Origin of the sequence: Geodermatophilus amargosae, from assembly GCF_041028265.1 — a bacterium.
Classification (GTDB): Bacteria; Actinomycetota; Actinomycetes; order Mycobacteriales; family Geodermatophilaceae; genus Geodermatophilus; species Geodermatophilus amargosae_A.
In genome coordinates this window covers 340989-362642 of the sequence record NZ_JABGCW010000003.1, presented here as the reverse complement: position 1 = coordinate 362642, position 21654 = coordinate 340989, and the positions used below count along the sequence as shown (strand labels likewise).

Here is a 21654-nt window from a genome sequence, read left to right as displayed (position 1 = left end):
CCGCCATGTCCGAGGCAGCCCGACCGCCCGACCCCGACGACCCGCGGCGGGGGATGCACGTGCGGCCGAAGCGTGGCCGCGCGGTGCTCCTCGGCACCTTCGCCGGCCTGATCGCCCTGGTCTTCGCGATCATCCTGCTGGTCAGCCAGTGCGCCCCCGAGGACGACGACGAGGGCGGCGACGACAACGCCGGCGGCGCCGGTCCGGCCGTGTCCGTGGTGGTCGAGCAGCCCGGCCCGGCCCTGCTCGCGGCCTGACCCGCGCGGGGGAGGTCGCGGCGCATCCCCCTGACCAGCACGGACGTCGTGTGTGACGGTGCTCGCCGGACCGGATGCCGCCCTGGCGCCGGTCGGAGCACCGAGGAGCACGACATGACCGACCCGGGACAGCCCGGCACCCCGCCGTCGGCCGGGGACCCGTACCCCGGCCAGCCGTTCCCGCCGCAGGGCGCCCTGTACCCGGGGAGCGCGCCGTCGGGGGCCACCCCGGCAGGTGCCTGGCAGCCGCCGGCCGGCGGTCCGCCGCAGCCCGGTCAGCCCGGCTTCGGCCAGCCGCAGCCCGGCCAGCCCGGTCCCTTCGGCGGTCCGCCCCCGGCACCGGCCGCCAAGCCCGGCAAGGGCCGCAAGATCGCCAGTGTCGTGGCGGCGGTCGCCGTCGCCGGCGGGATCGCCGCGTTCCGGCTCGTCGACTTCGGCGCCCCCGAGGTCGGCGACTGCATCACGGCCGAGGGCGCCAGCTCGTACGAGACCGTCGACTGCGACGACTCGGCGGCGCAGGCGCGCATCGTCGGCGTCGTCGACGAGAAGGTGACCGAGAGCGAGTTCCTCGCACCCAGCTACCAGCCGTGCGGCGACCACCCGTCCGCCACCCGTGTGCTGTGGAACGGGGAGACCGGCGGCGAGGGCACCGTCTTCTGCGCCGAGGACGTCTGACTCCTCCACGTCCCGAGCGCCCCGTCGGCACGGCCGGCGGGGCGCTCGCGCGTCCGGGGAGGGTCTAGCGCTCGAGGATGGCGAAGGTCGCGACGGCGTGCGCGATGCCCTTGCCGTCCTGCTCGACGTCGGCCTCGCAGATGGTCAGGTGCTCCCCGCGGGTGCGCACCCGCCCGCGCACCTCGAGCCGGCCGGGCCTGCCCGGGCGCAGGTAGGTCACGGTGAGCTGGCTGGTGGCGGGCACCTCGCCGTCGCCGGTGGTGGTGCGCACGGCCTGTCCCATGACGGTGTCGACCAGGGTGGCGACCACGCCGCCGTGCAGGGTCCCCGCGGGGTTGAGGTGCTCGTCGCGGACCTCGAACCCCAGCGTCGCCTCGCCGTCGCCGGTGTCCTCCACCGTCACCCCGAGCCCCTCGGCGAATCCGCCGGGTGCCGCGTCGTCTGCCATGCGGCGGGCGGTACCCGCCCCCGTCCTCCCCACGCCCGGGACGCCCCACGGACGGCGGGACCGCAGCTAGGGTCCGCCGCCGTGACGAGGCGGCGGAGGACGTGGGCCTGGCCGGTGGTGGCGGTCGTGGTGGTGGCGCTGGCCGCCGTCACGGTGATCTGGTTCCAGCCGCAGAAGCTCCTCTACGACGACCGGGTCGACGAGAGCCTCCCGACGGCCGCCGCGGAGGAGACCCCGGCCGCCGACGGCGGGGGAGCGGTCGTCACCGTGGCGCCGCGGGAACCGGTCGACCTCGCCACCGGCACCTTCGTCTCCCGCGAGCACGAGACCGTCGGCGCCGCGCGCGTGGTCCGGCTGCCCGACGGTCAGGTCGTCGTCCGGCTGGAGGGCTTCGCGACCTCCAACGGCCCGGCGCTCCACGTCTACCTGTCGCAGAACACGGCGACGGGCGAGGAGGCGGCATTCGACGAGGAATTCGTCGACCTCGGCCCGCTCAAGGGCAACGTCGGGGACCAGAACTACGTCGTGCCGGCCGGCGTCGACGCCACCGGGTACACCAGCGTCGTCATCTGGTGCGACCGCTTCGACGCCGCCTTCGGGGCCGCCGACCTCGGTCCGGCGGTGAGAGCCTGAGGACGAGGGCGTGACCCGCTCAGGCAGGCTCGCGGCGCATCGGCACGTGCGGGATGCCGTCCTCGACGTAGCCGGGACCGCTGAGCCGGAAGCCGAAGCGCTCGTACCAGCCCTGCAGGTGCGCCTGCGCGCCCAGCGTGACGGGCCGTCCCTCGCACAGCCGGATGCCCTCCTCCATCAGCCGGGCGGCCAGTCCGCGGCCGCGGGCGGGCACGGCGGTGGCCACCCGGCCGATCGCCCGCGTCTCGCCGTCGTCGAGGACCCGGATGGTGGCGAGGACCCGGCCGTCCTCCTCGAACCACAGGTGCAGCGTCGCCGGCTCGGAGTCGCGGCCGTCGAGCTCGGGATAGGGGCACTGCTGCTCGACCACGAAGACGTCGACGCGCAGCCGGCACAGGGCGTACACCTCGAACGGGGTCAGGTCGGCGAAGCGGGCGGTGCGCAGGGTCGGCTGGTCGGCGGGCACGGCTCCGTTGTAGCCGACGTCAGTTCCGCGTGCGGTAGCGGTGCATCGTCAGCGGGCCGAGGACGGCGACCAGCGCGGCCGCCCAGACCAGCACGAGGACGACGTCGGAGCCGGCGACCTCGCCGTGCACCAGCCCGCGCACCGCGCTGACCAGGTGGCTGACCGGGTTGACGTCGACGACGGCCTGCAGCCAGCCGGGCATCGTGGCGGGGTCGACGTAGATGTTGCTGCCGAAGGTCAGCGGCGTGATGACCATCATGCTCCAGCCCATCACCGCGTTCGGCGTGCGCACCACGAGCGCCAGGTAGGTCCAGATCCAGCCCAGCGCGAAGGCGAAGACCAGCAGCAGCGCCACCGCGGCGAGCACGCCGGCCGGCCCGCCCTGCGGCCGGAACCCCAGGACCAGGCCGAGCCCGAGCACCACGGCCGAGGCGAGGGTGAACCGGACGACGTCGCCGAGCAGGGCACCGACCAGTGCGCTGGGCCGCCACACCGGCAGCGAGCGGATGCGGTCGAAGACGCCCTTCTCGATGTCGGTGTTGAGCGCCACCCCGGTGTACATCGTGATCATGAGGATGCTCTGCACGAGGATGCCCGGCAGGAAGAACTGCAGGTAGCGGTCGACCGAGCCGGCCAGGGCGCCGCCGAACAGGTACGTGAAGATCAGCGTGAGCATGACCGGGAAGACGGTGACGTCGAACAGCTGCTCGGGGACGTACTTGATCCGCAGCAGCGTCCGCCGGCCGAACGTCGCCGACGCGGCGAGCGGGCCCTGCGGCGTCGGGCGCTGGGCCGACCCGAGGGCCGCCAGCACCGCGTCGGTGTCCGGTGCGGCGGCCTCGGTGGTGGCGGGAGCGGTCGAGGTGGCGGTCATCGAGGGTCCTCCGGAGCGGACGTGCCGGTGCTGTCGGCGGGCCGGCCGGTCAGGGCGAGGAAGACCTCGTCGAGGCTCGGCTGCCCGAGGGCGAACTGGGCCAGCGGGATGCCGGCGGTCTCCAGCGCGGTGAGCGCCCGGGCCGCGGGCGCGCCGTCCTGCACCGCGGCGCTGAGGGCGGCCGGGTCGCCGTCCTCGCTCACCGGGACGGCGAGGACCCGCTCGAGCAGCGCGCGGGCGGCGCCGCGGTGGTCGGGGTCGGCCACGCGCACGTGCAGCGTGCCCGACCCCACCGACGCCTTGAGCCGGCTCGGCGTGCCCTCGGCGATCACCCGGCCGGCGTCGATGACGGAGATGCGGTCGGCGAGCTGGTCGGCCTCGTCCAGGTACTGCGTGGTGAGCAGGACCGTCGTCCCGCCGCGGACGAGCGCGCGGATGACGTCCCACACCTGGTTGCGGCTGCGCGGGTCCAGGCCGGTGGTGGGCTCGTCGAGGAAGATCAGGTCGGGCCGGACGACGATGCTGGCGGCGATGTCGATGCGCCGCCGCATGCCGCCGGAGTAGTGCTTCACCTGCTTGCCAGCCGCCTCGGTGAGGCCGAACGCGGCCAGCAGCTGGTCGGTGCGCTGGCGGGCGGCGGCGCGCGAGTAGCCGAGCAGCCGGGCGAGCAGCAGCAGGTTCTCCGCGCCGCTGAGCATCTCGTCGAGGGAGGCGAACTGGCCGGTCAGGCTGACCCGCCCGCGGACGGCGTCGGCGTCGGTGACGACGTCGTGGCCGAAGACCCGCGCCGACCCGCCGTCGGGCGGCAGCAGGGTGGCCAACATCCGGATGGTCGTCGTCTTGCCCGCGCCGTTGGGGCCGAGGAAGCCGTGCACGCCGCCCCGCGGGATCTGCAGGTCGACGCCGGCCACCGCCGTCGTGCCGCCGAAGCGCTTGACCAGGCCCACGGCCTCGATCGCCAGGACCTCGCCGTCGCCGCCGGGCGTCAGTCCACCGGCCGGTGTCGCATCGCCGACGTACGCCGTCACGTGCCCCACCCCCTGCCTCCCGAGTCGGGTGCCCGCACGGTGCCGCACGGGTCCGACAGGACTGACCGGCCGGCGGATCGGGACTCATCGACGTCGTTCCCCGCCCGTACGGTGCCGACCGTGCAGGGACCGGGCCGTGCGCCGGCGCCGTCGTCGGAGGTCGTGGCGGCGCGCTTCCGGCGGCAGGGCCGGCGCGACACCCGGCCCGAGATGGCGGTGCGGCGGCGGCTGCACGCACGGGGCGTCCGCTACCGGGTGGACGTGCGGCCCTGCTCCCAGACCCGGGCACGGGGTGACCTCGTGTGGAAGGGCCGCCGGCTGGTCGTCTTCGTCGACGGGTGCTTCTGGCACGGCTGCCCCACATGCGGGCACCTGCCGAAGGCGAACCGCGCGTGGTGGGCGGCGAAGCTGGCGGCCAACGCCGAGCGCGACCGCCGGGCCGACGCCGTGCTCACCGGGCTGGGCTGGCGGGTGCTCCGCTTCTGGGAGCACGAGGACCCCGACGACGTCGCCGACACCATCTGCGCCGCCCTAGGCCGCTGATGCGGTCCGGGGAGCGGCGTCGGATCGATGGACCGTGGTGGCCCGGTCGACTGGTGACGTTGGCCGGTCGCGTTCATCCACACCGAAGAGGCATCCGCGCTGCTCAGGGCGGCGTTTCTGTCGTACCCCGGCTCTAGGGTCGAGGTGTGTTCGAGGGCTACGGGGTGGAGCTGGCGGTGGCGCAAGTGCCGTCGCCGGACGAGCCCTGCCCGTGGGCGGAGCAGCGCGGGACCCGGGCGTTCCGGCTGACCGACGTGCTGCAGGTCGGCACCTGGTCGACGGCCACGAAGGTCCACGAACTGGGCCGCGTACAGCAGTTGGAGTCCATGCTGGCCGCCTACCGGTCGACCCTGGTCGCCGAGCTGGCGGGGGACCGCGCCGACTTCCTCGACACCGCGGCCGAGCGGGGCGGTGAGCGGCCCGCGTCGTGGTCGGAGGGCGGTCTGGCCGGGACCGGGGAGTTCTTCGTCGACGAGCTCGCCCAGGTGCTGCGCTGCTCGGTGACCGAGGCCTCCGTCCGCGCCGAGCTGGCGCTGCTGCTGACCCGGCACCTGCAGGCCACCTGGGCTGCGCTGGCCGAGGGGCGCATCGACTGGCCGCGGGCACGGGCGATCGCCGCGGAGCTGTCCGAGCCGGTGCGCCGTGGCGACCGTGCGGCCGTGGTGGCGGCGGTCGAGGCGCTGGTGCTGCCGCGGGCGATGGACCTCGGCGTGCAGGCGCTGCGCACCGCGGTCCGCCGCGAGCTCGTGCGGCTGGACGAGGGGGCGGCCGAGCGCCGCCGCCGGAACGCCCACCGAGGCGCCGACGTGCGGGTGCGCCCGGTCGGTGACGGGATGTCGGAGCTGGTCACCCTGCTGCCGCACGAGCAGGCGGTCGCCGTGCGGGACGCCGCGGACGCCTCCGCCCGGATGGCCAAGGAGGCCGGCGACCCTCGTCCGATCGGGATGATCCGCGCCGAGGTGCTCACCGACCTCGTGCTGCGCCCCTGGGACGACTCCCGCCCGCCGGTCACCGCCCACCTGACCGTGCATGCCCCTCTGAGCGCGCTCGAGGGCCGCCCCGGCGGCGAACCGGCGGAGGTCGATGGTCAGCCGATCACGGCCTCCCACCTGCGCGAGCTCCTCGAACGCCTCGACGGCCTGTGCCCCGGCGGGCTGCAGGCACCTGCCGGCGGCAGCCTCGACGTCGCCCTGACCGACCCCGTCAGCGGTCGGCTGCGCGCGGTGGTGCCCATGAGAGAGCTCCGCCGCCTCGCGCGACGCGGCTGCGCCGACCACCCCTCGGGCGGGTGCGCGTGCCCGGTGCTGGACCGGCCGGTCGTCACCGACGACTACCGGCCCCGCCGTGCCCAGCACCGGTTCGTCACCACCCGCGACCGCACCTGCCGCATGCCCGGCTGCAGTGTCCGGGCCGGGCACGCCGACCTCGACCACGTCCTGCCCCATCCCGAGGGCGCCACCGACTGCACCAACCTGTGCTGTCTGTGCCGCCGGCACCACCGCGTGAAGACCCACGCCCGCGGCTGGCGCTTCGCGATGGACCCCGACGGTGTCCTCACCGTCACCACGCCCACGGGCACCACCCGGGTCACGAGACCACCGGGCCTCCGCGAGCCGTCGATGGAGCCCCCGCCGTTCTGACCCGCGCGGAGCGACGTCAGCCGTGGGTGCGGGAACCGCGGGCACGCTGCAGGATCGGGCTGCCGATCCACAGCCAGCCGAGCAGTGCCGCGACGACGCCGCCGGTGACCAGCGCCTGGGGGAGGGCGAAGAGGACGTCGACCACCAGCACCACGGCGGCGACGAGCGCGATCGCGAGTACGCACAGGCCCAGGAAGGCGTGCCGGTTGCTCCGCCGCAGCAGGTCCTCCTTGTCGTGCTGCCGGAACAGCGCGCGGTGCTGGGCGGCCGGCGCGATCAGCAGGGCGGTGGCGGTGACCGCGGCGACGAGGGTCACGAAGTAGACGTCTCGCTGGAAGTCGGTGGCCCGCTCCGTCGCCTGCTGGAACGGCACCACCAGCAGGAACGCGAAGAGGAACTGCACGCCCGGCAGCGCGATCCGTAGTTCGTTGAGCAGTTCCATGAGCTCCCGGTCGATCCGCTCGGCGTGGGACTCGTCCCGGCCGTCGGCGCCGCGCCGGTCCTCCCCGGCGCTCCGGTCCCGGACCGCCGGATCCGGTCGTCCACCCCGTCCTGCCCGCTGGGCAGAGCCCGTCGTCGCCATGTCCGTGGTGCTCCCTCCGGATCCCGGCCACCCCCGGGGCCCCGCGACCCCGGCCGTTCCCGAGCCGTATACCCGGCGGCCACCCGGTGATCACCCGCGGCTCACCCGTGGGCGGGTAGGAGGCGTGTCATGTCGATGTGGGAGCCGATGACGCCGGGCCGCCACCACCCGGACGACGAGATCGCCGCCGCCGACCCCGGTGCCGGGGCGCCGCCGCCGGCCGAGGGCTTCGGCGTCGGCGGCGAGGAGCCCGACCGGCCCGAGCAGACCGACGCGTCCCCGCCCGGGAGCGACGGCCTGGCCGGTGCCGACGGGCCGGACACCGTCTTCCGCACGCCGGACCCCGCCGACGTCCGGCGCGAGCCCGGCGGATGAGGACGGGCTAGATCAGCGGGCTGGGCGCCGACGCGGGACCCTCGTCCGGCTGGACGGCCTCGCGCAGGTCGTGGGCGGCGCGCACCCGGGCCGCGGGATAGACGTCGACGGCACCGTCGGCGCCCTCGAGGTAGCACCAGCCGTCGACGAACAGCACGTGGCAGTCCTCGTACACCTCGCGCGCCGTCGGGAGGCCGCCGGGCTCGGCGATCTCGATGCGGCCGGCTCGCTGCCACTGCCCGGGCCTGATCCTGCGGAAGTCCATGGGCGTCACCGTGGCACCGGCGGCCCGTCCCCGGCCAGTCCACGGCGTCGCGGCCCGCCGGGCGTCTCGTACCGTCGCGGGCGTGGACCTGACCGTGCTGCCGCAGCGGACCGCCGACGAGCTCGACGCCATGCGCGCCGCCGGGCGCGTGGTGGCGCAGACGCTGGCGGCGGTCCGCGCGGCGGCGGTGCCGGGCGTGAAGCTGCGCGAGCTCGACGACCTCGCGAAGACCACGATGTACGAGGCCGGGGCGACGTCGTCGTTCCTCGGCTACAAGCCGTCGTGGGCGCCGACGGCCTACAACGGCGTCCTGTGCCTGTCGCCCAACGAGGTCGTCGTGCACGGCCGGCCGAGCGGCCAGCGGCTCAAGGACGGCGACCTGCTCAGCGTCGACTGCGGCGCGGTCGTCGACGGGTGGAACGGTGACGCGGCGATCTCGGTGCTGGTGGGGGAGCGCACCTCCGACGCGGACGCCCGACTGGTCACGGCCACCGAGGAGGCCCTCGCCGCGGGCATCGCCGCCGCGGTGCCGGGCGCGACCCTGCTCGACGTCGCCCGCGCGGTCGACGCCGTCGCCCGCCGGTACGGCTACGCGCACCTGCCCGACCACGGCGGGCACGGCATCGGCCGGTCGATGCACGAGCCGCCGTTCGTGCCCAACCAGCCGCTCGCCGGGTTGGACCGCGTGCGCCTGCACGCCGGCAGCACCCTCGCCATCGAGCCGATGCTGCTGGCCGGCGGCGAGCGCTACCGGCACAAGAAGGACGGCTGGGCGGTGGTCACCGCCGACGGACGCCGCGCCGCGCACGTGGAGCACACCGTGGCGGTCACCGACGACGGCCCGGTCGTCCTCACCACCGCCTGAGCCGCGGCCCGAGCCGCCGCTCCGGGTCCTGTCTTCTCCACCGGGGGCCCGGACGCGCGCCGGCCGCCGTCCGCGGGTGCGGACGGCGGCCGGCGCGGTGCGGATCAGCCGTGGGTCAGCCGAGACCCAGCGCGGTGGTCGCCCGGTCGACGAGGTCGAAGTGGCCGACCGCCCAGAACGCCACCCCCGCGGCCGCGAGCCCGCCCACGGTGACGGCCAGCGAGCTGGCCGGGTGCTGCTTGGCGTGCCGCCACGCGGAGACCGCCTTGCGGCGGAAGGAGGCGAACAGCCGTCGCGCCCAGTCGAACTCCGTGGACCACACCCACAGACCCACGAGGACCGGCGGGATGGTGAGCGGTCCGGGGAGCACCGTGAGGGCGACGCCCAGCATCACGAACAGCAGGCCGACGACGAAGACGCCGATCCGGTACGCCACGTGCAGTGGCGGGTTCTGCCGGACGCGGTCGCGCCACGACCCGGGCGCCACCGGCCGTGGCTTGCCGAGGCCGTCGGTGCAGTGGGCGCAGCGGGTGGCGCCGCGGCCCCCGCCGGTCGTGCCGGGGTGCTGGTCGCTCACCGTGTTGCCGGTGAACGTGGTGGTGCGGGCCTCGGTGCGGGCCACGGATCTCCCCCTGGAGTTCGGAACGGACGGCGGGCCGGTGGCCCGGGACGGTCAGCGGCGGGCGACGCCCTTGATGACCTCGCTGGCGCGCTGCTGCTCACCGGCGTACGAGCTGACGACGACGAGCGCGCCGGTGAGGGCCGGGATGACCCACTGCAGCGAGTCGAGCTGCTCCTGCGCGGCGGCGATCTCGGCCTTGGTGCGCTTGGTGGGCTTGGTGCCCGACCGCGACGACGGGTTGGCGGCACCGCTGCCGGTGCCGTTCACGACCTGGCCGAGCGAGCGGCTGTAGGCGGTGACGCCGAGCGCGGCGGCGGTGAGCAGCGTCTTGAGCGCGGACATGCCCGCCACGCCCTCCTGCTGGCCGATGCGGCCGCGGTTGCCGATGAGCTGGCCGACGCTGCCCACGAGGTGGGCGCCGATCGCCACGGCGTTGACCGGCGTCCACCGGTTCCAGCCGACGTTGGCGACCTTGCCGGTGTCCTTGCCGGCCTCGCCGGCGGCGGGGTTCAGGGCGACGGCGTTGGCGAGCGTGCCGCCGAACCAGGCGGACAGGCCGAGGTCGTGCAGGGAGCGGGACACGGTGTTGCGGGCCATCGGGACTCTCCTGGAGGAAGTGGACGGGAGCCCGGCACCTACCCGCTCAACCCGTGGCCATGCCCGGTGGCGACTAGTGGATCGCGCGCAACGGGCCCCGGTCAGCGGGCGTAGCGCACCGCTGCCCGGGCCCGGGCCTTGTCCGCCTCGACCGCGCGGTCCTTCGGCGGCGCCGTGGTGACCAGGGCGTCGAGCAGGCGGGCGGAGGCGGCGGCGACCTCGGCGACGGCGCGGTCGAAGGTCTCGGCGTTGGCCCGGGACGGGTGTGTCGTCCCGCTGATCTTGCGGACGTACTGCAGCGCCGCGGCCTGGACCTCGTCCTGGGTCGCCGGCGGCTCGAAGTTCGACAACGGGCGGATGTTGCGGCACATGCGCGGCAGCGTAGGACCGCGGACCGACGGTGGGGCCCCGTCCGCGACGGGGCCCCACCGTGCGGTCAGAAGCCGGCGCGGTCGACCCTGCGGTGGTAGCGCGTGCCGAGCTTCCCGCCGAGCAGGGCGCCGACCAGCGTGGCCACCAGGATCGCGCCCAGCGTGATGAGCCCGGCGGTGGTCGCGGTGCCCTCGTCGACCGGGATGCGCGGCAGGTCCAGCTGCCGCAGGACGTTGTACTGCGCACCGAGCACGATGCCGGCGGCGGCCAGCAGGACGACGACGAGCAGCCCGACCAGCCACACGGCCAGCCCCTGCCGGATGCCGTCGAAGCGCGCCATCCGGCCGGCCACGTAGCCGCCGGCGAGGTAGGCGAGGAACAGCACGACGAGGACCGCGACCGCGCCGCCGAGCCCGATGCCGGCGGCCTGGTCGGCGGCCTCGTCGACGGTGTCGACGCCCTGGGCCAGGCCGAGCCCGATCCCGGCCGCCGAGACCAGCGCGACCAGGACGACCGCGAGCCCGTTGGCCGACAGCCACCCGAAGAACGCCGCACCCCACTTGATCCCGCCGAAGCGGTCGCGCTGGGCGGCGACCGCGTCGCGGCCGGGGCCGCGGGTGGCGTGCGACCCCTCCGTCGTGACGGTCGTGTCGTCGCCGTGCCGGATGCTTCCACTGCTCGCCATGGGACCTCCTCGTCGCCGGAGTGCTGGTCGGGCGGGTACCCCGCCGACGCACGACCATGGGGGAGGTCACCCGGGAGGAGGACGCATGACGGTCCTGCTCGTCGACGCCGCCAACGTCGTGGGCGCGCGGCCGGACGGCTGGTGGCGGGACCGCGCCGGCGCCACCGGCCGGCTGCTGCACCGCCTGGCCGGAGGGCTCCGGGGCGAGGAGCTGCCCGACGTCGACGAGGTGGTGGTCGTGGTCGAGGGGGCGGCGCGCGAGGTGCCGGCCCCCGACGGCGTCCGGCTGGTGCGCGCCGCCGGCACCGGCGACGACGCGCTGGCCGCGGAGGCCGCCGACCTCGTCGCCGCCGGCCGGGCTGTGCTCGCGGTGACCGCCGACCGGGGCCTGCGCGCCCGGCTGCCCGCGGGGACCGGCGTGCGCGGGCCCGGCTGGCTGCTCGGCGTCCTCGATCGCATGGCGGGCAACCGACCGGGGTAGCCGGGGAGCGACCCCCGAGATCGAGGAGACCTCCCCGCATGCCGCAGACCGTGCTCATCACCGGTGCCTCCAGCGGCATCGGCCGCGCCACCGCCCGCCTCTTCGCCCAGCGGGGAGCGGCGCTCGTCCTGCTCGCGCGCGGCCGCGAGGCGCTGGAGGCGACCGCGGCCGAGGTCCGGGCGGAGGGCGCGGCCGACGTCGTCGTCTGCCCGGCCGACGTGCTCGACGAGGACGCACTGCGCACCGCCGTCGAGGGGACCGTCACGCGCTTCGGCAGCCTCGACGTCGTCGTCCACTCCGCGCAGGTCATCGCCTACGGGCGCATGGAGGACGTGCCCAGGGAGGTGTTCGAGCGGGTGGTCGACACCGCGCTGCACGGCACCGCCAACCTCGCCCGCGTCGTCCTGCCGCAGTTCCGCCGCCAGGGCGAGGGCCACCTGGTGATCGTGAGCTCGCTGCTGGCGTCGGTGGCCACGCCGCTGATGGGCAGCTACATCGCCGCGAAGTGGGGCCAGCTCGGCATGATCCGCGTGCTGCAGCAGGAGACGCGCGACGTCCCGGGCATCCACGTGTCGGCCGTGGCGCCGGGCGGCGTGAACACCCCGATCTACTCGCAGGCCGGCAGCTACATCGGGCTCAAGGGCCGCCCGCCGATCCCGATCTACGCGCCGGAGCGGGTCGCCCGCTCGGTCGTGGCGCGCCTGGACAAGCCGCGGCGGCTCGTCCAGTCCGGCTTCGCCAACCCCGTCGTCATCCTCGGCTTCCGGCTGTTCCCCGCCGTCTACGACGCCCTGGTCGGGCCGCTGCTGCGGGTGTTCGCCCTCGCCGACGACCAGAAGACGCCGCCGACCGAGGGCAACGTCTTCGAGTCGCGGCCGGCCGGCAACGCCGAGGAGGGCCGCTGGCACGGCATCCCCTGAGTCGGCGGTGTGAACGGCCCGTTGCCTCGGGCGCGGGCCGTTGACCAGGTACGCGACGCGGGACCAGGCTGGCCCTCCCCGCCGTCGGCGGGCCGACCGCGGGAGCCCGCATGACCGCCGATCCCACCGCCGATCGCACCGCCCGATCCGGGCCGACACGGCAGGGGGTGGAGGCCGAACGGGTGGAGGCCGGCTACCTCGAGAAGCGCCGGCTGCGGACCGGGACGGCCGGCTGGCTGCTGCTGGCCGGCCTCGGCGTCTCGGCGGTCATCTCCGGTGACTACGCCGGGTGGAACTTCGGCCTGGCCGAGGGTGGCTTCGGCGGCCTGCTGATCGCCACCGTGCTCATGGCGGTCATGTACACCGCGATGGTCTTCGGACTCGCCGAGCTCGGCTCCGCGCTGCCGACCGCGGGCGGCGGCTACACCTTCGCCCGGCGCGCGCTGGGCCCGTGGGGCGGTTACGCCACCGGCGTCGCGGTGCTCATCGAGTACGCCATCGCGCCGGCCGCCATCGCCACGTTCATCGGCGCCTACGTGGAGTCCCTCGGGCTGTTCGGCATCACCGACGGCTGGTGGGTCTACCTCGCGGTCTACGCGCTGTTCATCGGCATCCACCTGATGGGGGTCGGCGAGGCGCTCAAGGCGATGTTCGCCGTCACCGTCGTCGCCCTCGCCGGGCTCGTGGTCTTCCTCGTCGGCGCCATCCCGGAGTTCGACGCCGGCAACCTGCTCGACATCGCGCCCACCGACGCCGCCGGCGCCTCGTCCTTCCTGCCCTACGGGCTCCTCGGGGTCTGGGCGGCGTTCCCCTTCGCGATCTGGTTCTTCCTCGCCGTGGAGAGCGTGCCGCTGGCCGCCGAGGAGGCCCGCGACCCGGCCCGGTCGATGCCGCGCGGGATCGTCGCGGCCATGGGCGTGCTCGTCGTCCTGGCCGTCCTCATGCTCGTGTTCACCCCCGGCGCGGCCGGGTCGGCGGCCATCGCGGAGTCGGGCAACCCGCCCGTGGACGCGCTGGCCGGGGCCGGTGCCTCCGAGGGCCTGACCCGGGTGGTCAACTACGCCGGCCTGTTCGGGCTGGTGGCCAGCTTCTTCTCGATCATCTACGCGTACTCGCGGCAGACCTTCGCGCTCTCCCGCGCCGGCTACCTGCCGCGCGCCCTGTCGGTGACCAACGCCCGCAAGGCGCCGGCGCTGGCGCTGCTCGTGCCCGGCGCGATCGGCTTCGCCCTCTCGCTCACCGGCCAGGGCGCGATGCTGCTCAACATGGCCGTCTTCGGGGCGACGGTGTCCTACGTCCTGATGATGGTCAGCCACGTCGTGCTGCGCCGCCGCGAGCCGGACCTGCCGCGCCCGTACCGGACGCCGGGCGGGACCGCGACCACCGGGGTCGCCCTGGTGCTCGCCGCCGCCGCGGTCGTGGCCACCTTCCTCGTCGACCGGACCGCCGCGCTGTGGACGCTGGCCGCGTACGTCGTCTTCCTGGCCTGGTTCGCCCTCTACAGCCGCCACCACCTGGTGGCCTCCGCGCCGGAGGAGGAGTTCGAGCTGCTGGCCGCCGCCGAGGACGACGTCCGCTGAGCAGGCGCACGATGCTCGGGGCAGGTCGGAGAGGAGCGCCCGTGGCCGAGCAGGAGTTCGACACCGAGTACGAGGTCGAGGGTCTGACCGCGGACGTCGAGATCCTCGTCGACGTCTGGGGCGTGCCGCACGTCTACGCCGGCTCGCGCGACGACGTCCACCTCGCGCAGGGGTTCAACGCCGCCCGTGACCGGCTCTGGCAGATCGACCTGTGGCGGCGCCGGGGCAACGGGCTGCTCAGCGAGGTCCTCGGCGAGGCCTTCGTCGAGCAGGACCGGGCCAACCGGCTGCTCCGCTACCGCGGCGACATGCGCGCCGAGTGGCTGGCCTACGGCACCGCGACGCGGGCAGTGGTCACCGCCTTCACCCGCGGGGTGAACGCCTACGTGCGCTGGGTGCTCGCCCACCCCGAGCACCTGCCGCCGGAGTTCGGCGTGCACGGCTACCTCCCGGCGGAGTGGGACCCGGTGGACGTCGTCCGGTTCCGCACCCACGGCCTCTTCTCCAACGTCGAGCAGGAGCTGGCCCGGGCGCTGACCCTGCGTGACGCCGGCCCGGAGGTGGAGGAGGTCCGGCACGCCCGGGAGCCCGCCGAACCGCTCCTGCTCCCGGACGGCACCGACCTCGCGCTGCTCGCCGACGAGGTGCTGCGGGTCTACCGCCTGGCGTTCTCTCCGGTGGACCTCAGCGGCGTGCCGGCGCCGGGGGAGTGGCGCGGGGAACTGGCCGGCAGCAACAACTGGGTGGTGTCCGGCTCCCGGACGGCGACCGGCCGGCCGCTGCTGGCCAACGACCCGCACCGTGCGGTCGGGCTGCCCTCGTTGCGCTACCTCGCCCACCTGGACGCCCCGGGCACGAGCGTCATCGGGGCGGGCGAGCCGGGACTGCCGGGCATCTCCATCGGCCACAACGGCACGGTCGCGTTCGGGCTGACGATCTGGCCGGCCGACTCCGAGGACCTCTACGTCTACGAGCTCGACCCCGAGGACCCGGGCCGGTACCGCTACGGCGACGGGTGGGAGGCGTTCACCCGTGAGACCGACCGCATCGCCGTCGCCGGCTCCGACCCGGTCGACGTCGAGCTCCCGTACACGCGGCACGGGCCGGTCGTGCACACCGACCCGGAGCGTGGCTTCGCCGTCGCGGTGCGGGCGGTGTGGCTGCAGCCCGGGATGGCGCCCTACCTTGCCAGCCTCGAGTACCAGACGGCGGCCGACGCGGACGGCTTCGTCGAGGCGCTGTCGCGCTGGGGCGCGCCGGGGGTCAACCAGGTCTACGCCACCGTCGACGGCGACATCGGCTGGCAGGCGAGTGCGCTCGTGCCGCGGCGGGTCGGCTGGGACGGATCGCTCCCGGTGCCGGGCGACGGCCGCTACGAGTGGGACGGTTTCGCGCTGGCCGAGGAGCTGCCCGGCGTCCGTAACCCCGAGGCCGGCTGGTTCGCCACCGCCAACCAGGAGAACCTCCCCGCCGACCACGACCCGGGGCTGCCGATCACCCACGACTGGTACTCCCCGGCGCGCTACGAGCGGCTCGCGGAGTGGCTGGCCCGCGACGACGCGGTCAGCGTCGAGGCCAGCTGGCGCATGCAGTGGGACGCGGTCAGCGTGCACGCCCTGCGGGTCTGCGCCGCCCTGGCGCCGGTCGACGGTGGGGAGGTGCGTGACCGCGACGTGCTCGAGCGGCTGCGCGCGTGGGACGGCGAGGAGTCGGTCGACTCGTTCGAGGCACTGGTGTTCGAGGTGTGGCTGCGCCGGCACCTGCGGCCGTGGCTGCTCGAGGAGCTGCTCGACCGGGAAGGCGTCGACGACCGCGCGACCGCGCGGCGGGCGGTGCTGCGGGACGAGTCCATGGACTCCGACCTCCGTGGCGACCTGCGCATGCTCGCTGCGTACCGGGACGACGGTGACCGGCTCACCGCGGGCGTCGACGGGACCCTGCGCGGGGCACTCGAGGAGATCGAGGGGCTGCTGGGCCCCGACCGTTCGGGATGGTCGTGGGGCCGGGTGCACCACACCCGGCTGGTGAACACCGCCCTCGTCGGTGCCGAGGGTCTGCCCGTCGAGTGGGGAGAGGTGGGGCCGGTGCCGCGTGCCGGCAGCGGTGACACGGTCGGGATGACCGGCTACGGTCCGGACTTCCGGCAGACGATGGGCTCGACCTTCCGCATGGTGCTGGACGTGGGGGAGTGGGACAGCAGCCGGGTGGTCAACTCGCCCGGGCAGTCCGGCGACCCGCGCTCACCGCACCACCACGACCTGTTCGAGCCGTGGGCGGCAGGCGGGGGCTTCCCGCTCCTCTACAGCCGGGAGGCGGTGGAGGCCCACGTCGGTGCCCGGATCCGTCTGCGCGCACCACGGGAGGACGCACCATGACCGTCCGCCGCACGACGCTCGGGGGGCACACCTACGAGTTCCCCACCCTGGTCGAGCTGATGGCGAGGGCGACGCCGCTGCGCTCCGGTGACGTCCTGGCCGGCTGTGCCGCGGAGTCCGCCGCCGAGCGGGTCGCCGCGCAGACCCTGCTGGCCGACCTGCCGCTGGCCACCTTCCTCGACGAGCAGGTCGTCGGCTACGACGAGGACGACGTCACCCGGCTGGTCCTCGACACCCACGACGCCGCGGCGTTCGCGCCGGTCGCCGGGCTGACGGTGGGGGAGTTCCGCGACCGGCTGCTCGCGTGGGCGGCCGGCGGCGACGAGGCGTCGATCAGCGCGCTGGCGCCGGGGCTGACGCCGGAGATGGTCGCGGCGACGTCGAAGCTCATGCGCAACGCCGACCTGGTCGCCGTCGGCCGCCGGACGCGGGTGGTCACCGGGTTGCGGAGCACGATCGGGCTGCCCGGCACGCTGGCCTCCCGGCTGCAGCCCAACCACCCCACCGACGACCCGGTCGGCGTCACCGCCTCGATCCTCGACGGCCTGCTGCACGGGTCCGGCGACGCCGTCATCGGCATCAACCCGGCCACCGACTCACCGGCCCGCACGGTCGCGCTGCTGGAACTCGTCGACGCCGTCATCGGCCGGTACGGGATCCCGACGCAGTCGTGCGTGCTGGCCCACGTGACCACGACCCTGCGCGCCATGGAGCAGGGCGCCCCGGTGGACCTGGTCTTCCAGTCGGTGGCCGGCACCCAGGAGGCCAACCGCGGCTTCGGCGTCACCCTCGACCTGCTCGCCGAGGCCCGCGCGGGGGCCCTGGCGCTGGGCCGCGGCACCGTGGGGGAGGACGTCACGTACTTCGAGACCGGGCAGGGGTCGGCGCTGTCGGCCGGCGCGCACCTCGGCGTCGGTGGCCGGCCGGTGGACCAGCAGACGCTCGAGGCGCGCGCCTACGGGGTGGCCCGGCAGTTCCGGCCGCTGCTGGTCAACACCGTCGTCGGTTTCATCGGCCCCGAGTACCTCTACGACGGCAAGCAGGTGCTGCGCGCCGGGCTCGAGGACCACTTCTGCGGCAAGCTGCTCGGCCTGCCCATGGGCGTGGACGTCTGCTACACGAACCACGCCGAGGTCGACGGCGACGACACCGACTCGCTGATGCTGCTGCTCGGCGCGGCCGGGTGCTCGTTCGTCATCGCCGTCCCGGGCTCGGACGACGTGATGCTGCACTACCAGTCGCTGTCGTTCTCCGACGTCCTCACCACCCGCTCGGTGCTCGGCCTGCGGCCGGCGCCGGAGTTCGAGGCGTGGCTGGCCCGGATGGACCTGCTCGGCGACGACGGCCGGGTGCGCGAGCTCGCCCCCGACGCGCCGGCCGCCCGGGCCCTGCTCGCGGCGGCCCGGTCGTGACCGCCCCGGACGAGGCGGCGGAGATGGCCATTCCTGCCGCCGGGGACGACCCGTGGGCGGTGCTCCGGTCGGCCACGCGGGCGCGGGTGGCACTCGGCCGGGCCGGCGACGCACTGCCCACGGCCCGCGAGCTGGAGTTCCGCGCCGCGCACGCCGCCGCGCGCGACGCCGTCCACTCGCCCCTGGACGTCGACCGGCTGCGCGCCGACCTCGACGGCGAGGTCCTGGTCGTCGCCTCCGCCGCGCCCGACCGGGCCACCTACCTGCAGCGACCCGACCTCGGCCGGCAGCTCGCCGAGGGGACGACGCTGCCGGCGACCGGCGCCGACCTCGCGGTCGTGCTCGCCGACGGGCTCTCGCCGCGGGCGGTGCGCGAGCACGGCCCGGGGCTCGCCGCCGCGCTGATCGAGCGGCTGCCCGGCTGGTCGGTGGCGCCGCTGGTCGTCGCCACGCAGGCGCGGGTGGCGCTCGGCGACGCCGTCGGCGCGGCGCTCGGCGTGCGCGCGGTGGTGGTGCTCATCGGCGAGCGGCCGGGGCTGTCCTCGGCGGACTCCCTCGGCGCCTACCTCACCTGGGACCCGCGGCCGGGGCGGGTGGACTCCGAGCGCAACTGCGTCTCCAACGTCCGCCCGCCGCACGGGCTGTCCTACGCGCAGGCCGCCGACACCGTGGCCGCGCTGCTCTCCGGCGCCCGCGAGCTCGGCGCCTCGGGCGTGGCCCTGAAGGACGAGGGACCGGCGCTCCCGTCCGGCTGAGCGGGAGCGCCGGGACGCCTCAGGCGAGGAACCGCTCCATGAGCGGCTGGTCGGTCGGCGCGTTCCAGAACTCGGCGAGCTTCCCGTCGCCGTCGAAGCGGACGACCTGGGCGACCAGGGTGTCGAGGTGCCGGTCCCCGCGGTGGGCGGTGAACCGGACCAGGGCCGTGCCGTGCTCGTCGTCGGCGCACATCAGCACGGGATCGGCCCGGAAGCTGTTCTCCGTGAGCTCCATGAGCAGGCCGAACATGCCGAAGACGGCCTGCGGGCCCTCGTAGTCCCCCGAGAGCGGGGTGCTGCCCGGCTCGTGCCAGCGGATGTCCGCGCGCCACTGCTCGGTCAGCGCGGCCAGGTCCGACTTGGCGAAGGCCTCGTAGCCCTCCCGCATGCGGGCGAGGTTGGGGTGCTCGGACACGGTGCTCTCCCTCCCGAGGACGGATCCCCCGTGGACGGCGCGAGCAGTGTCGACCCGGCGTCCGCGGCGGGGGAGGGGTCCGTGCGCGGCCCGGTGTGGCGGTCGCCGAGTGTCCGCGCGGGGGGATGGTCCGTCAGCGGCGACGGCGCAGCCGCGGACGCGGCCACCGGCGGCCGGGCACCCCGACCGGTCCGGGCGGCTCGTCCCCGGCTCCGGGTCCCGGGACGGCGGCCGCCGCGGCGTGCCGCTCGTGCAGCCGGGCGCGGACGTCCTCGGGCGTGTACGCGCGGCGCTGCCGCTCGCCGCGGACCAGCACCGCGCCGGTGGCCGCGACGCCGGCCAGCCCGGCCAGGCCGAGCAGCTTCCAGATCCGCTTGGGTGCGCGCACGGTCGCCTACCGTAGCCGGGTGACGCCGCCGCGGACCCTGTCGCTGGACGAGGCGGTCGAGCTGACCCGCACCGGTGACGTCTGGGTGTTCCGCGGGGCCTCGCTCGCCGACCGCGCGATCCGGGCGGTGACCAACGCGCCGGTGAACCACGTGGGCATGGCCGTCGTCCTCGAGGACCTCCCGCCGCTGCTCTGGCACGCCGAGCTGGGCCGCTCGCTGCCCGACGCCTGGACCGGCGTGCACCAGCGCGGCGTGCAGCTGCACGACCTGCGCGACGCCGTCGTCACCTGGCGGCAGCGCCACGGGCAGCGCGCGTGGCTGCGCCAGCTGGTCGGCCCGGCCGACGACGGCGGGGTGACGCCTGGGATGGAGGACGCCGTCCTGCGCACGGTCGCCCGGTTCGACGGCCGGCCCTTCCCGACCACCCGCGGCCTGGTGGGCGGCTGGCTCACCGGCCGGCTGCGCCGCGGCACCGCGGCCGAGACGGTGTTCTGCGCGGAGCTGGTCGCGGCCACCTACACCGCGATGGGCCTGCTGCCCGCCGACCGGCCGCGCAACTGGTACGACCCGGGCAGCTTCTGGTCCGGCGACGACCTGCGGCTGCTGCAGGGCGCCACGCTCGGCCCGGAGGTCCCGGTCGACGTCCCCGCGGCCTGACGCGGCGGGCCGGGAACCGTCGTACCCCGGCGGTAGACAGGGACCAGCAGCACGGGGGTCCGCCCAGGAGGCTCGTCATGGTCACCACCGCGATCGACCGCACTCCCGCCGTCGCACACCGCCCGCTGACCGGCCTGGCGAGGGACCTCCTCGCCGTCGCGTGGGAGCCGGGCGCCGCCCCGCCCCGCGAGGTCCGCGTCCGCCCGGAGCTGGCCGACCGCCTGTGCGCGCAGCTCGGCTGGGACCGGACCGCGCACCCCCTGCTCGGGGACCCGGCCGGGGTGCCGCTGGTCGTCGACCCGCAGCTGCCGCGCAGCCCCGGCTTCGAGGTGCGCCGGGTCCCGCCGTTCGCGCGGGCCGCACGGGGCCACCCGCTGACCACGGCCGCCTGAACTCCCCCCGCGCGGCGGAGCGGGTCCCCCCGCGCGGGGGAGCTGCCCGGGCGCCCGCGCTCCCAGGCTGGACGGCGTCCGCCCGGGAGCCGCCCGGGCAGCACCACCGGAGGTCCCCGTGGCCGTTCCCGTGTCCCCGCCCCTGCCGCCAGCCACCGCCCCGGTGCCCCGGGCCCGGCTGCCGCGTCCGGTCCTCTGGACCGCCGCGGCCTGGAGCGCCCTGCACCTCGTGCTCGCCGCGTGGTGGCTCCTCGACCCGGGGAGCCGCCCGGGGCTGGAGGGCGGCGACGAGAACGGCGGCTCGGGACTGCTGACCGTGCTGCCGTCGACGACCACCGCCTGGGTGGTGCTCGCCCTCGCCGGGTGCGGTCTGGCCGCCGCGGCGGCGGCCGCGCTGCACCGGCCCGGGACCGGCGCGGCCGTCGCCTTCGCGGTGGCCGGCGGCCTGGGTGTCCTGGCCGCCGACACGCGGGCGCTGGTGCTGCTCGGCTACCTCACCGCGATCGTCGCGCCCGCCACCTTCCTGGTCGTGTTCACGATCGGCGCGCTGCGCAGCCGCCGGGCGCGGCCGTGGCTGGGCGCCGTCGTCCTGGTCGTGGCCGCCGGGCTGGTCAGTGGCGTGCTGCGGCCCGGCACGATCGCCCGCCTCGCCGGGGAGCTGGGCGGGCCGCTGGCCAGGGAGCTGCCGTCCCGCGGGCACCTGGCGCTGCTGATCGGCGGCGCCGTGCTGTTCGCCGTCCTCGGGGTCCTCGCCCGCCGTGCCGCCGTCGGGGCGTGTGCCGCCTGCGGCCGTCCCGGTCCCGCCTGGACCCGCCCGGAGGCCGCCGCCCGGTGGGGACGGGTGGCCACGCTGGTGGCCGCCGCCGGCCCGCTGCCCTACGGGCTGCTGCGGATGACCTGGCTGACGCCGTGGCCGGTGGGGCTGCCCGACGCGTCGGACCCCGCGCTGCGGCTGTTCGGGCTGGCGCTGGGCGTCGCGGCGCTGGGCGGGGCCGTGCTGACGATCGGGCTGGTCCGGCCGTGGGGCGAGGTCTGGCCGTCCTGGGTGCCGGTCCTGCGCGGCCGGCCCGTGCCGGTGCGGGTGCCCGTGGTCGCCGGCGGGCTGGTGGCCGTCGTCCTGCTCGCGGCCAGCCCCGGGATGATCGGCATGGGCATCGCCGGGCTGGCCTCGGGGGACCCGTTCGAGGCGGCGTTCCTGCTGGTCTTCCCGACCCTGCCGTGGGGTCTCGCGCTGGCCGCCGCGGTGACCGCCTACGCGCTGCGCCGCCGGGGCGCGTGCACCGCGTGCGGGCAGGGACAGCCGCCGCTCGCCGTCCGCCGGTGATCGCCGCCCGCTCGTGACCGCCCTGG

General features: G+C 75.8%; 28 protein-coding genes. 16 read left to right on the top strand and 12 right to left on the bottom strand.

What is annotated here, in order from left to right:
* The first annotated feature begins 5 nt into the window (after nucleotides 1-5).
* Both HLV61_RS05065 and HLV61_RS05060 read left to right on the top strand, forming a co-directional pair.
* The gene (locus tag HLV61_RS05065; RefSeq protein ID WP_369253296.1) at nucleotides 6-257 is read left to right on the top strand and encodes a hypothetical protein; all 252 of its coding nucleotides are present in this window, start codon (nucleotides 6-8) and stop codon (nucleotides 255-257) included.
* A gap of 114 nt (nucleotides 258-371) precedes the next feature.
* Nucleotides 372-932 carry an LppU/SCO3897 family protein gene (locus tag HLV61_RS05060; protein ID WP_369253295.1) on the top strand — a complete coding sequence of 187 codons (561 nt, stop codon included), beginning with the start codon at nucleotides 372-374 and terminating at the stop codon, nucleotides 930-932.
* Nucleotides 933-996: 64 nt separating this feature from the next.
* Here HLV61_RS05060 and HLV61_RS05055 read toward each other — a convergent pair whose 3' ends face one another.
* The gene (locus HLV61_RS05055; protein ID WP_369253294.1) at nucleotides 997-1380 is read right to left on the bottom strand and encodes a PaaI family thioesterase; all 384 of its coding nucleotides are present in this window, start codon (nucleotides 1378-1380) and stop codon (nucleotides 997-999) included.
* 81 nt (nucleotides 1381-1461) lie between these two features.
* On the opposite strand from HLV61_RS05055, the gene HLV61_RS05050 reads away from it, so the two are divergent.
* Nucleotides 1462-2013 (top strand): DM13 domain-containing protein, encoded by a 552-nt coding sequence (locus HLV61_RS05050; protein WP_369253293.1) that lies wholly within the window; start codon nucleotides 1462-1464, stop codon nucleotides 2011-2013.
* Between the two features lie 19 nt (nucleotides 2014-2032).
* Here HLV61_RS05050 and HLV61_RS05045 read toward each other — a convergent pair whose 3' ends face one another.
* From HLV61_RS05045 to HLV61_RS05035, 3 genes are read right to left on the bottom strand one after another with little or no spacing between them, the layout of a single operon-like run.
* Entirely contained in the window at nucleotides 2033-2479 is a 447-nt protein-coding gene (locus HLV61_RS05045; RefSeq protein ID WP_369253292.1) for a GNAT family N-acetyltransferase, read from the bottom strand.
* A gap of 19 nt (nucleotides 2480-2498) precedes the next feature.
* Nucleotides 2499-3353, bottom strand: coding sequence for an ABC transporter permease (locus HLV61_RS05040; RefSeq protein ID WP_369253291.1), 855 nt, complete (start codon nucleotides 3351-3353; stop codon nucleotides 2499-2501).
* On the bottom strand, nucleotides 3350-4381 hold the full coding sequence (locus HLV61_RS05035; RefSeq protein ID WP_369253290.1) for an ATP-binding cassette domain-containing protein: 1032 nt from the start codon (nucleotides 4379-4381) through the stop codon (nucleotides 3350-3352). The genes HLV61_RS05040 and HLV61_RS05035 overlap by 4 nt, the downstream gene beginning before the upstream one ends.
* Nucleotides 4382-4501: 120 nt before the next feature.
* On the opposite strand from HLV61_RS05035, the gene HLV61_RS05030 reads away from it, so the two are divergent.
* Together HLV61_RS05030 and HLV61_RS05025 are read left to right on the top strand one after the other, a co-directional pair.
* A complete protein-coding gene (locus HLV61_RS05030; protein WP_369253289.1) occupies nucleotides 4502-4924 on the top strand; it encodes a very short patch repair endonuclease in 423 nt (140 codons plus the stop codon).
* Nucleotides 4925-5070: 146 nt separating this feature from the next.
* Nucleotides 5071-6564 carry an HNH endonuclease signature motif containing protein gene (locus tag HLV61_RS05025; RefSeq protein ID WP_369253288.1) on the top strand — a complete coding sequence of 498 codons (1494 nt, stop codon included), beginning with the start codon at nucleotides 5071-5073 and terminating at the stop codon, nucleotides 6562-6564.
* Between the two features lie 16 nt (nucleotides 6565-6580).
* Here the strand turns inward: HLV61_RS05025 and HLV61_RS05020 are convergent, their stop codons facing one another.
* On the bottom strand, nucleotides 6581-7147 hold the full coding sequence (locus HLV61_RS05020) for a DUF6328 family protein (RefSeq protein ID WP_369253287.1): 567 nt from the start codon (nucleotides 7145-7147) through the stop codon (nucleotides 6581-6583).
* 129 nt (nucleotides 7148-7276) lie between these two features.
* On the opposite strand from HLV61_RS05020, the gene HLV61_RS05015 reads away from it, so the two are divergent.
* A complete protein-coding gene (locus tag HLV61_RS05015; protein WP_369253286.1) occupies nucleotides 7277-7522 on the top strand; it encodes a hypothetical protein in 246 nt (81 codons plus the stop codon).
* 7 nt (nucleotides 7523-7529) lie between these two features.
* Here HLV61_RS05015 and HLV61_RS05010 read toward each other — a convergent pair whose 3' ends face one another.
* Nucleotides 7530-7787, bottom strand: a complete 258-nt coding sequence (locus HLV61_RS05010) for a hypothetical protein (RefSeq protein ID WP_369253285.1) — start codon at nucleotides 7785-7787, stop codon at nucleotides 7530-7532.
* A gap of 82 nt (nucleotides 7788-7869) precedes the next feature.
* Between HLV61_RS05010 and map the strand changes: the two genes are divergently transcribed.
* Nucleotides 7870-8652, top strand: a complete 783-nt coding sequence (gene map / locus HLV61_RS05005) for a type I methionyl aminopeptidase (protein WP_369253284.1) — start codon at nucleotides 7870-7872, stop codon at nucleotides 8650-8652.
* A gap of 115 nt (nucleotides 8653-8767) precedes the next feature.
* Here the strand turns inward: map and HLV61_RS05000 are convergent, their stop codons facing one another.
* The 4 genes from HLV61_RS05000 to HLV61_RS04985 form a co-directional block, all read right to left on the bottom strand.
* Nucleotides 8768-9274 carry a PGPGW domain-containing protein gene (locus tag HLV61_RS05000; RefSeq protein WP_369253283.1) on the bottom strand — a complete coding sequence of 169 codons (507 nt, stop codon included), beginning with the start codon at nucleotides 9272-9274 and terminating at the stop codon, nucleotides 8768-8770.
* Between the two features lie 51 nt (nucleotides 9275-9325).
* Nucleotides 9326-9871, bottom strand: a complete 546-nt coding sequence (locus tag HLV61_RS04995; RefSeq protein ID WP_369253282.1) for a hypothetical protein — start codon at nucleotides 9869-9871, stop codon at nucleotides 9326-9328.
* Nucleotides 9872-9972: 101 nt separating this feature from the next.
* Nucleotides 9973-10242 (bottom strand): DUF2277 domain-containing protein, encoded by a 270-nt coding sequence (locus HLV61_RS04990; RefSeq protein ID WP_369253281.1) that lies wholly within the window; start codon nucleotides 10240-10242, stop codon nucleotides 9973-9975.
* 65 nt (nucleotides 10243-10307) lie between these two features.
* The gene (locus HLV61_RS04985; protein WP_369253280.1) at nucleotides 10308-10928 is read right to left on the bottom strand and encodes a hypothetical protein; all 621 of its coding nucleotides are present in this window, start codon (nucleotides 10926-10928) and stop codon (nucleotides 10308-10310) included.
* Between the two features lie 85 nt (nucleotides 10929-11013).
* Between HLV61_RS04985 and HLV61_RS04980 the strand changes: the two genes are divergently transcribed.
* The 6 genes from HLV61_RS04980 to eutC all read left to right on the top strand — a co-directional run bounded on the left by HLV61_RS04980 (nucleotide 11014) and on the right by eutC (nucleotide 18451).
* Nucleotides 11014-11409, top strand: coding sequence for a hypothetical protein (locus HLV61_RS04980; RefSeq protein WP_369253279.1), 396 nt, complete (start codon nucleotides 11014-11016; stop codon nucleotides 11407-11409).
* 38 nt (nucleotides 11410-11447) lie between these two features.
* Nucleotides 11448-12329: an SDR family NAD(P)-dependent oxidoreductase gene (locus HLV61_RS04975; protein WP_369253278.1), complete on the top strand. Its 882-nt coding sequence runs from the start codon at nucleotides 11448-11450 to the stop codon at nucleotides 12327-12329.
* A gap of 110 nt (nucleotides 12330-12439) precedes the next feature.
* Nucleotides 12440-13909: an ethanolamine permease gene (gene eat, locus HLV61_RS04970; protein ID WP_369253277.1), complete on the top strand. Its 1470-nt coding sequence runs from the start codon at nucleotides 12440-12442 to the stop codon at nucleotides 13907-13909.
* A gap of 41 nt (nucleotides 13910-13950) precedes the next feature.
* Complete coding sequence (locus HLV61_RS04965; protein ID WP_369253276.1) at nucleotides 13951-16284, top strand: penicillin acylase family protein; 2334 nt, start codon at nucleotides 13951-13953, stop codon at nucleotides 16282-16284.
* Nucleotides 16281-17696, top strand: coding sequence for an ethanolamine ammonia-lyase subunit EutB (locus HLV61_RS04960; RefSeq protein ID WP_369253275.1), 1416 nt, complete (start codon nucleotides 16281-16283; stop codon nucleotides 17694-17696). Before HLV61_RS04965 ends, HLV61_RS04960 begins: the two co-directional genes overlap by 4 nt.
* 23 nt (nucleotides 17697-17719) lie before the next feature.
* On the top strand, nucleotides 17720-18451 hold the full coding sequence (eutC, locus tag HLV61_RS04955; protein WP_369253274.1) for an ethanolamine ammonia-lyase subunit EutC: 732 nt from the start codon (nucleotides 17720-17722) through the stop codon (nucleotides 18449-18451).
* Between the two features lie 19 nt (nucleotides 18452-18470).
* Here eutC and HLV61_RS04950 read toward each other — a convergent pair whose 3' ends face one another.
* Nucleotides 18471-18866, bottom strand: coding sequence for a nuclear transport factor 2 family protein (locus HLV61_RS04950; protein WP_369253273.1), 396 nt, complete (start codon nucleotides 18864-18866; stop codon nucleotides 18471-18473).
* A 133-nt stretch (nucleotides 18867-18999) separates the two neighbouring features.
* Entirely contained in the window at nucleotides 19000-19254 is a 255-nt protein-coding gene (locus HLV61_RS04945; protein WP_369253272.1) for a hypothetical protein, read from the bottom strand.
* Between the two features lie 19 nt (nucleotides 19255-19273).
* On the opposite strand from HLV61_RS04945, the gene HLV61_RS04940 reads away from it, so the two are divergent.
* The 3 genes from HLV61_RS04940 to HLV61_RS04930 all read left to right on the top strand — a co-directional run bounded on the left by HLV61_RS04940 (nucleotide 19274) and on the right by HLV61_RS04930 (nucleotide 21628).
* On the top strand, nucleotides 19274-19912 hold the full coding sequence (locus HLV61_RS04940; RefSeq protein WP_369253271.1) for a hypothetical protein: 639 nt from the start codon (nucleotides 19274-19276) through the stop codon (nucleotides 19910-19912).
* Between the two features lie 77 nt (nucleotides 19913-19989).
* Nucleotides 19990-20304, top strand: coding sequence for a hypothetical protein (locus HLV61_RS04935; protein ID WP_369253270.1), 315 nt, complete (start codon nucleotides 19990-19992; stop codon nucleotides 20302-20304).
* A 118-nt stretch (nucleotides 20305-20422) separates the two neighbouring features.
* On the top strand, nucleotides 20423-21628 hold the full coding sequence (locus tag HLV61_RS04930) for a hypothetical protein (RefSeq protein WP_369253269.1): 1206 nt from the start codon (nucleotides 20423-20425) through the stop codon (nucleotides 21626-21628).
* Nucleotides 21629-21654 lie beyond the last annotated feature (26 nt).

Coding starts and splice junctions, on each gene's coding strand:
- HLV61_RS04960 (WP_369253275.1), top strand. CDS start 16,281: ATGACCGTCCGCCGCACGACGCTCGGGGGGCACACCTACGAGTTCCCC.
- HLV61_RS04980 (WP_369253279.1), top strand. CDS start 11,014: ATGACGGTCCTGCTCGTCGACGCCGCCAACGTCGTGGGCGCGCGGCCG.
- HLV61_RS04995 (WP_369253282.1), bottom strand. CDS start 9,871: ATGGCCCGCAACACCGTGTCCCGCTCCCTGCACGACCTCGGCCTGTCC.
- HLV61_RS04985 (WP_369253280.1), bottom strand. CDS start 10,928: ATGGCGAGCAGTGGAAGCATCCGGCACGGCGACGACACGACCGTCACG.
- HLV61_RS05020 (WP_369253287.1), bottom strand. CDS start 7,147: ATGGCGACGACGGGCTCTGCCCAGCGGGCAGGACGGGGTGGACGACCG.
- HLV61_RS04975 (WP_369253278.1), top strand. CDS start 11,448: ATGCCGCAGACCGTGCTCATCACCGGTGCCTCCAGCGGCATCGGCCGC.
- HLV61_RS05015 (WP_369253286.1), top strand. CDS start 7,277: ATGTCGATGTGGGAGCCGATGACGCCGGGCCGCCACCACCCGGACGAC.
- HLV61_RS05010 (WP_369253285.1), bottom strand. CDS start 7,787: ATGGACTTCCGCAGGATCAGGCCCGGGCAGTGGCAGCGAGCCGGCCGC.
- eutC (WP_369253274.1), top strand. CDS start 17,720: ATGGCCATTCCTGCCGCCGGGGACGACCCGTGGGCGGTGCTCCGGTCG.
- HLV61_RS05040 (WP_369253291.1), bottom strand. CDS start 3,353: ATGACCGCCACCTCGACCGCTCCCGCCACCACCGAGGCCGCCGCACCG.
- HLV61_RS04990 (WP_369253281.1), bottom strand. CDS start 10,242: ATGTGCCGCAACATCCGCCCGTTGTCGAACTTCGAGCCGCCGGCGACC.
- HLV61_RS05065 (WP_369253296.1), top strand. CDS start 6: ATGTCCGAGGCAGCCCGACCGCCCGACCCCGACGACCCGCGGCGGGGG.
- HLV61_RS05055 (WP_369253294.1), bottom strand. CDS start 1,380: ATGGCAGACGACGCGGCACCCGGCGGATTCGCCGAGGGGCTCGGGGTG.
- eat (WP_369253277.1), top strand. CDS start 12,440: ATGACCGCCGATCCCACCGCCGATCGCACCGCCCGATCCGGGCCGACA.
- HLV61_RS04935 (WP_369253270.1), top strand. CDS start 19,990: ATGGTCACCACCGCGATCGACCGCACTCCCGCCGTCGCACACCGCCCG.
- HLV61_RS05060 (WP_369253295.1), top strand. CDS start 372: ATGACCGACCCGGGACAGCCCGGCACCCCGCCGTCGGCCGGGGACCCG.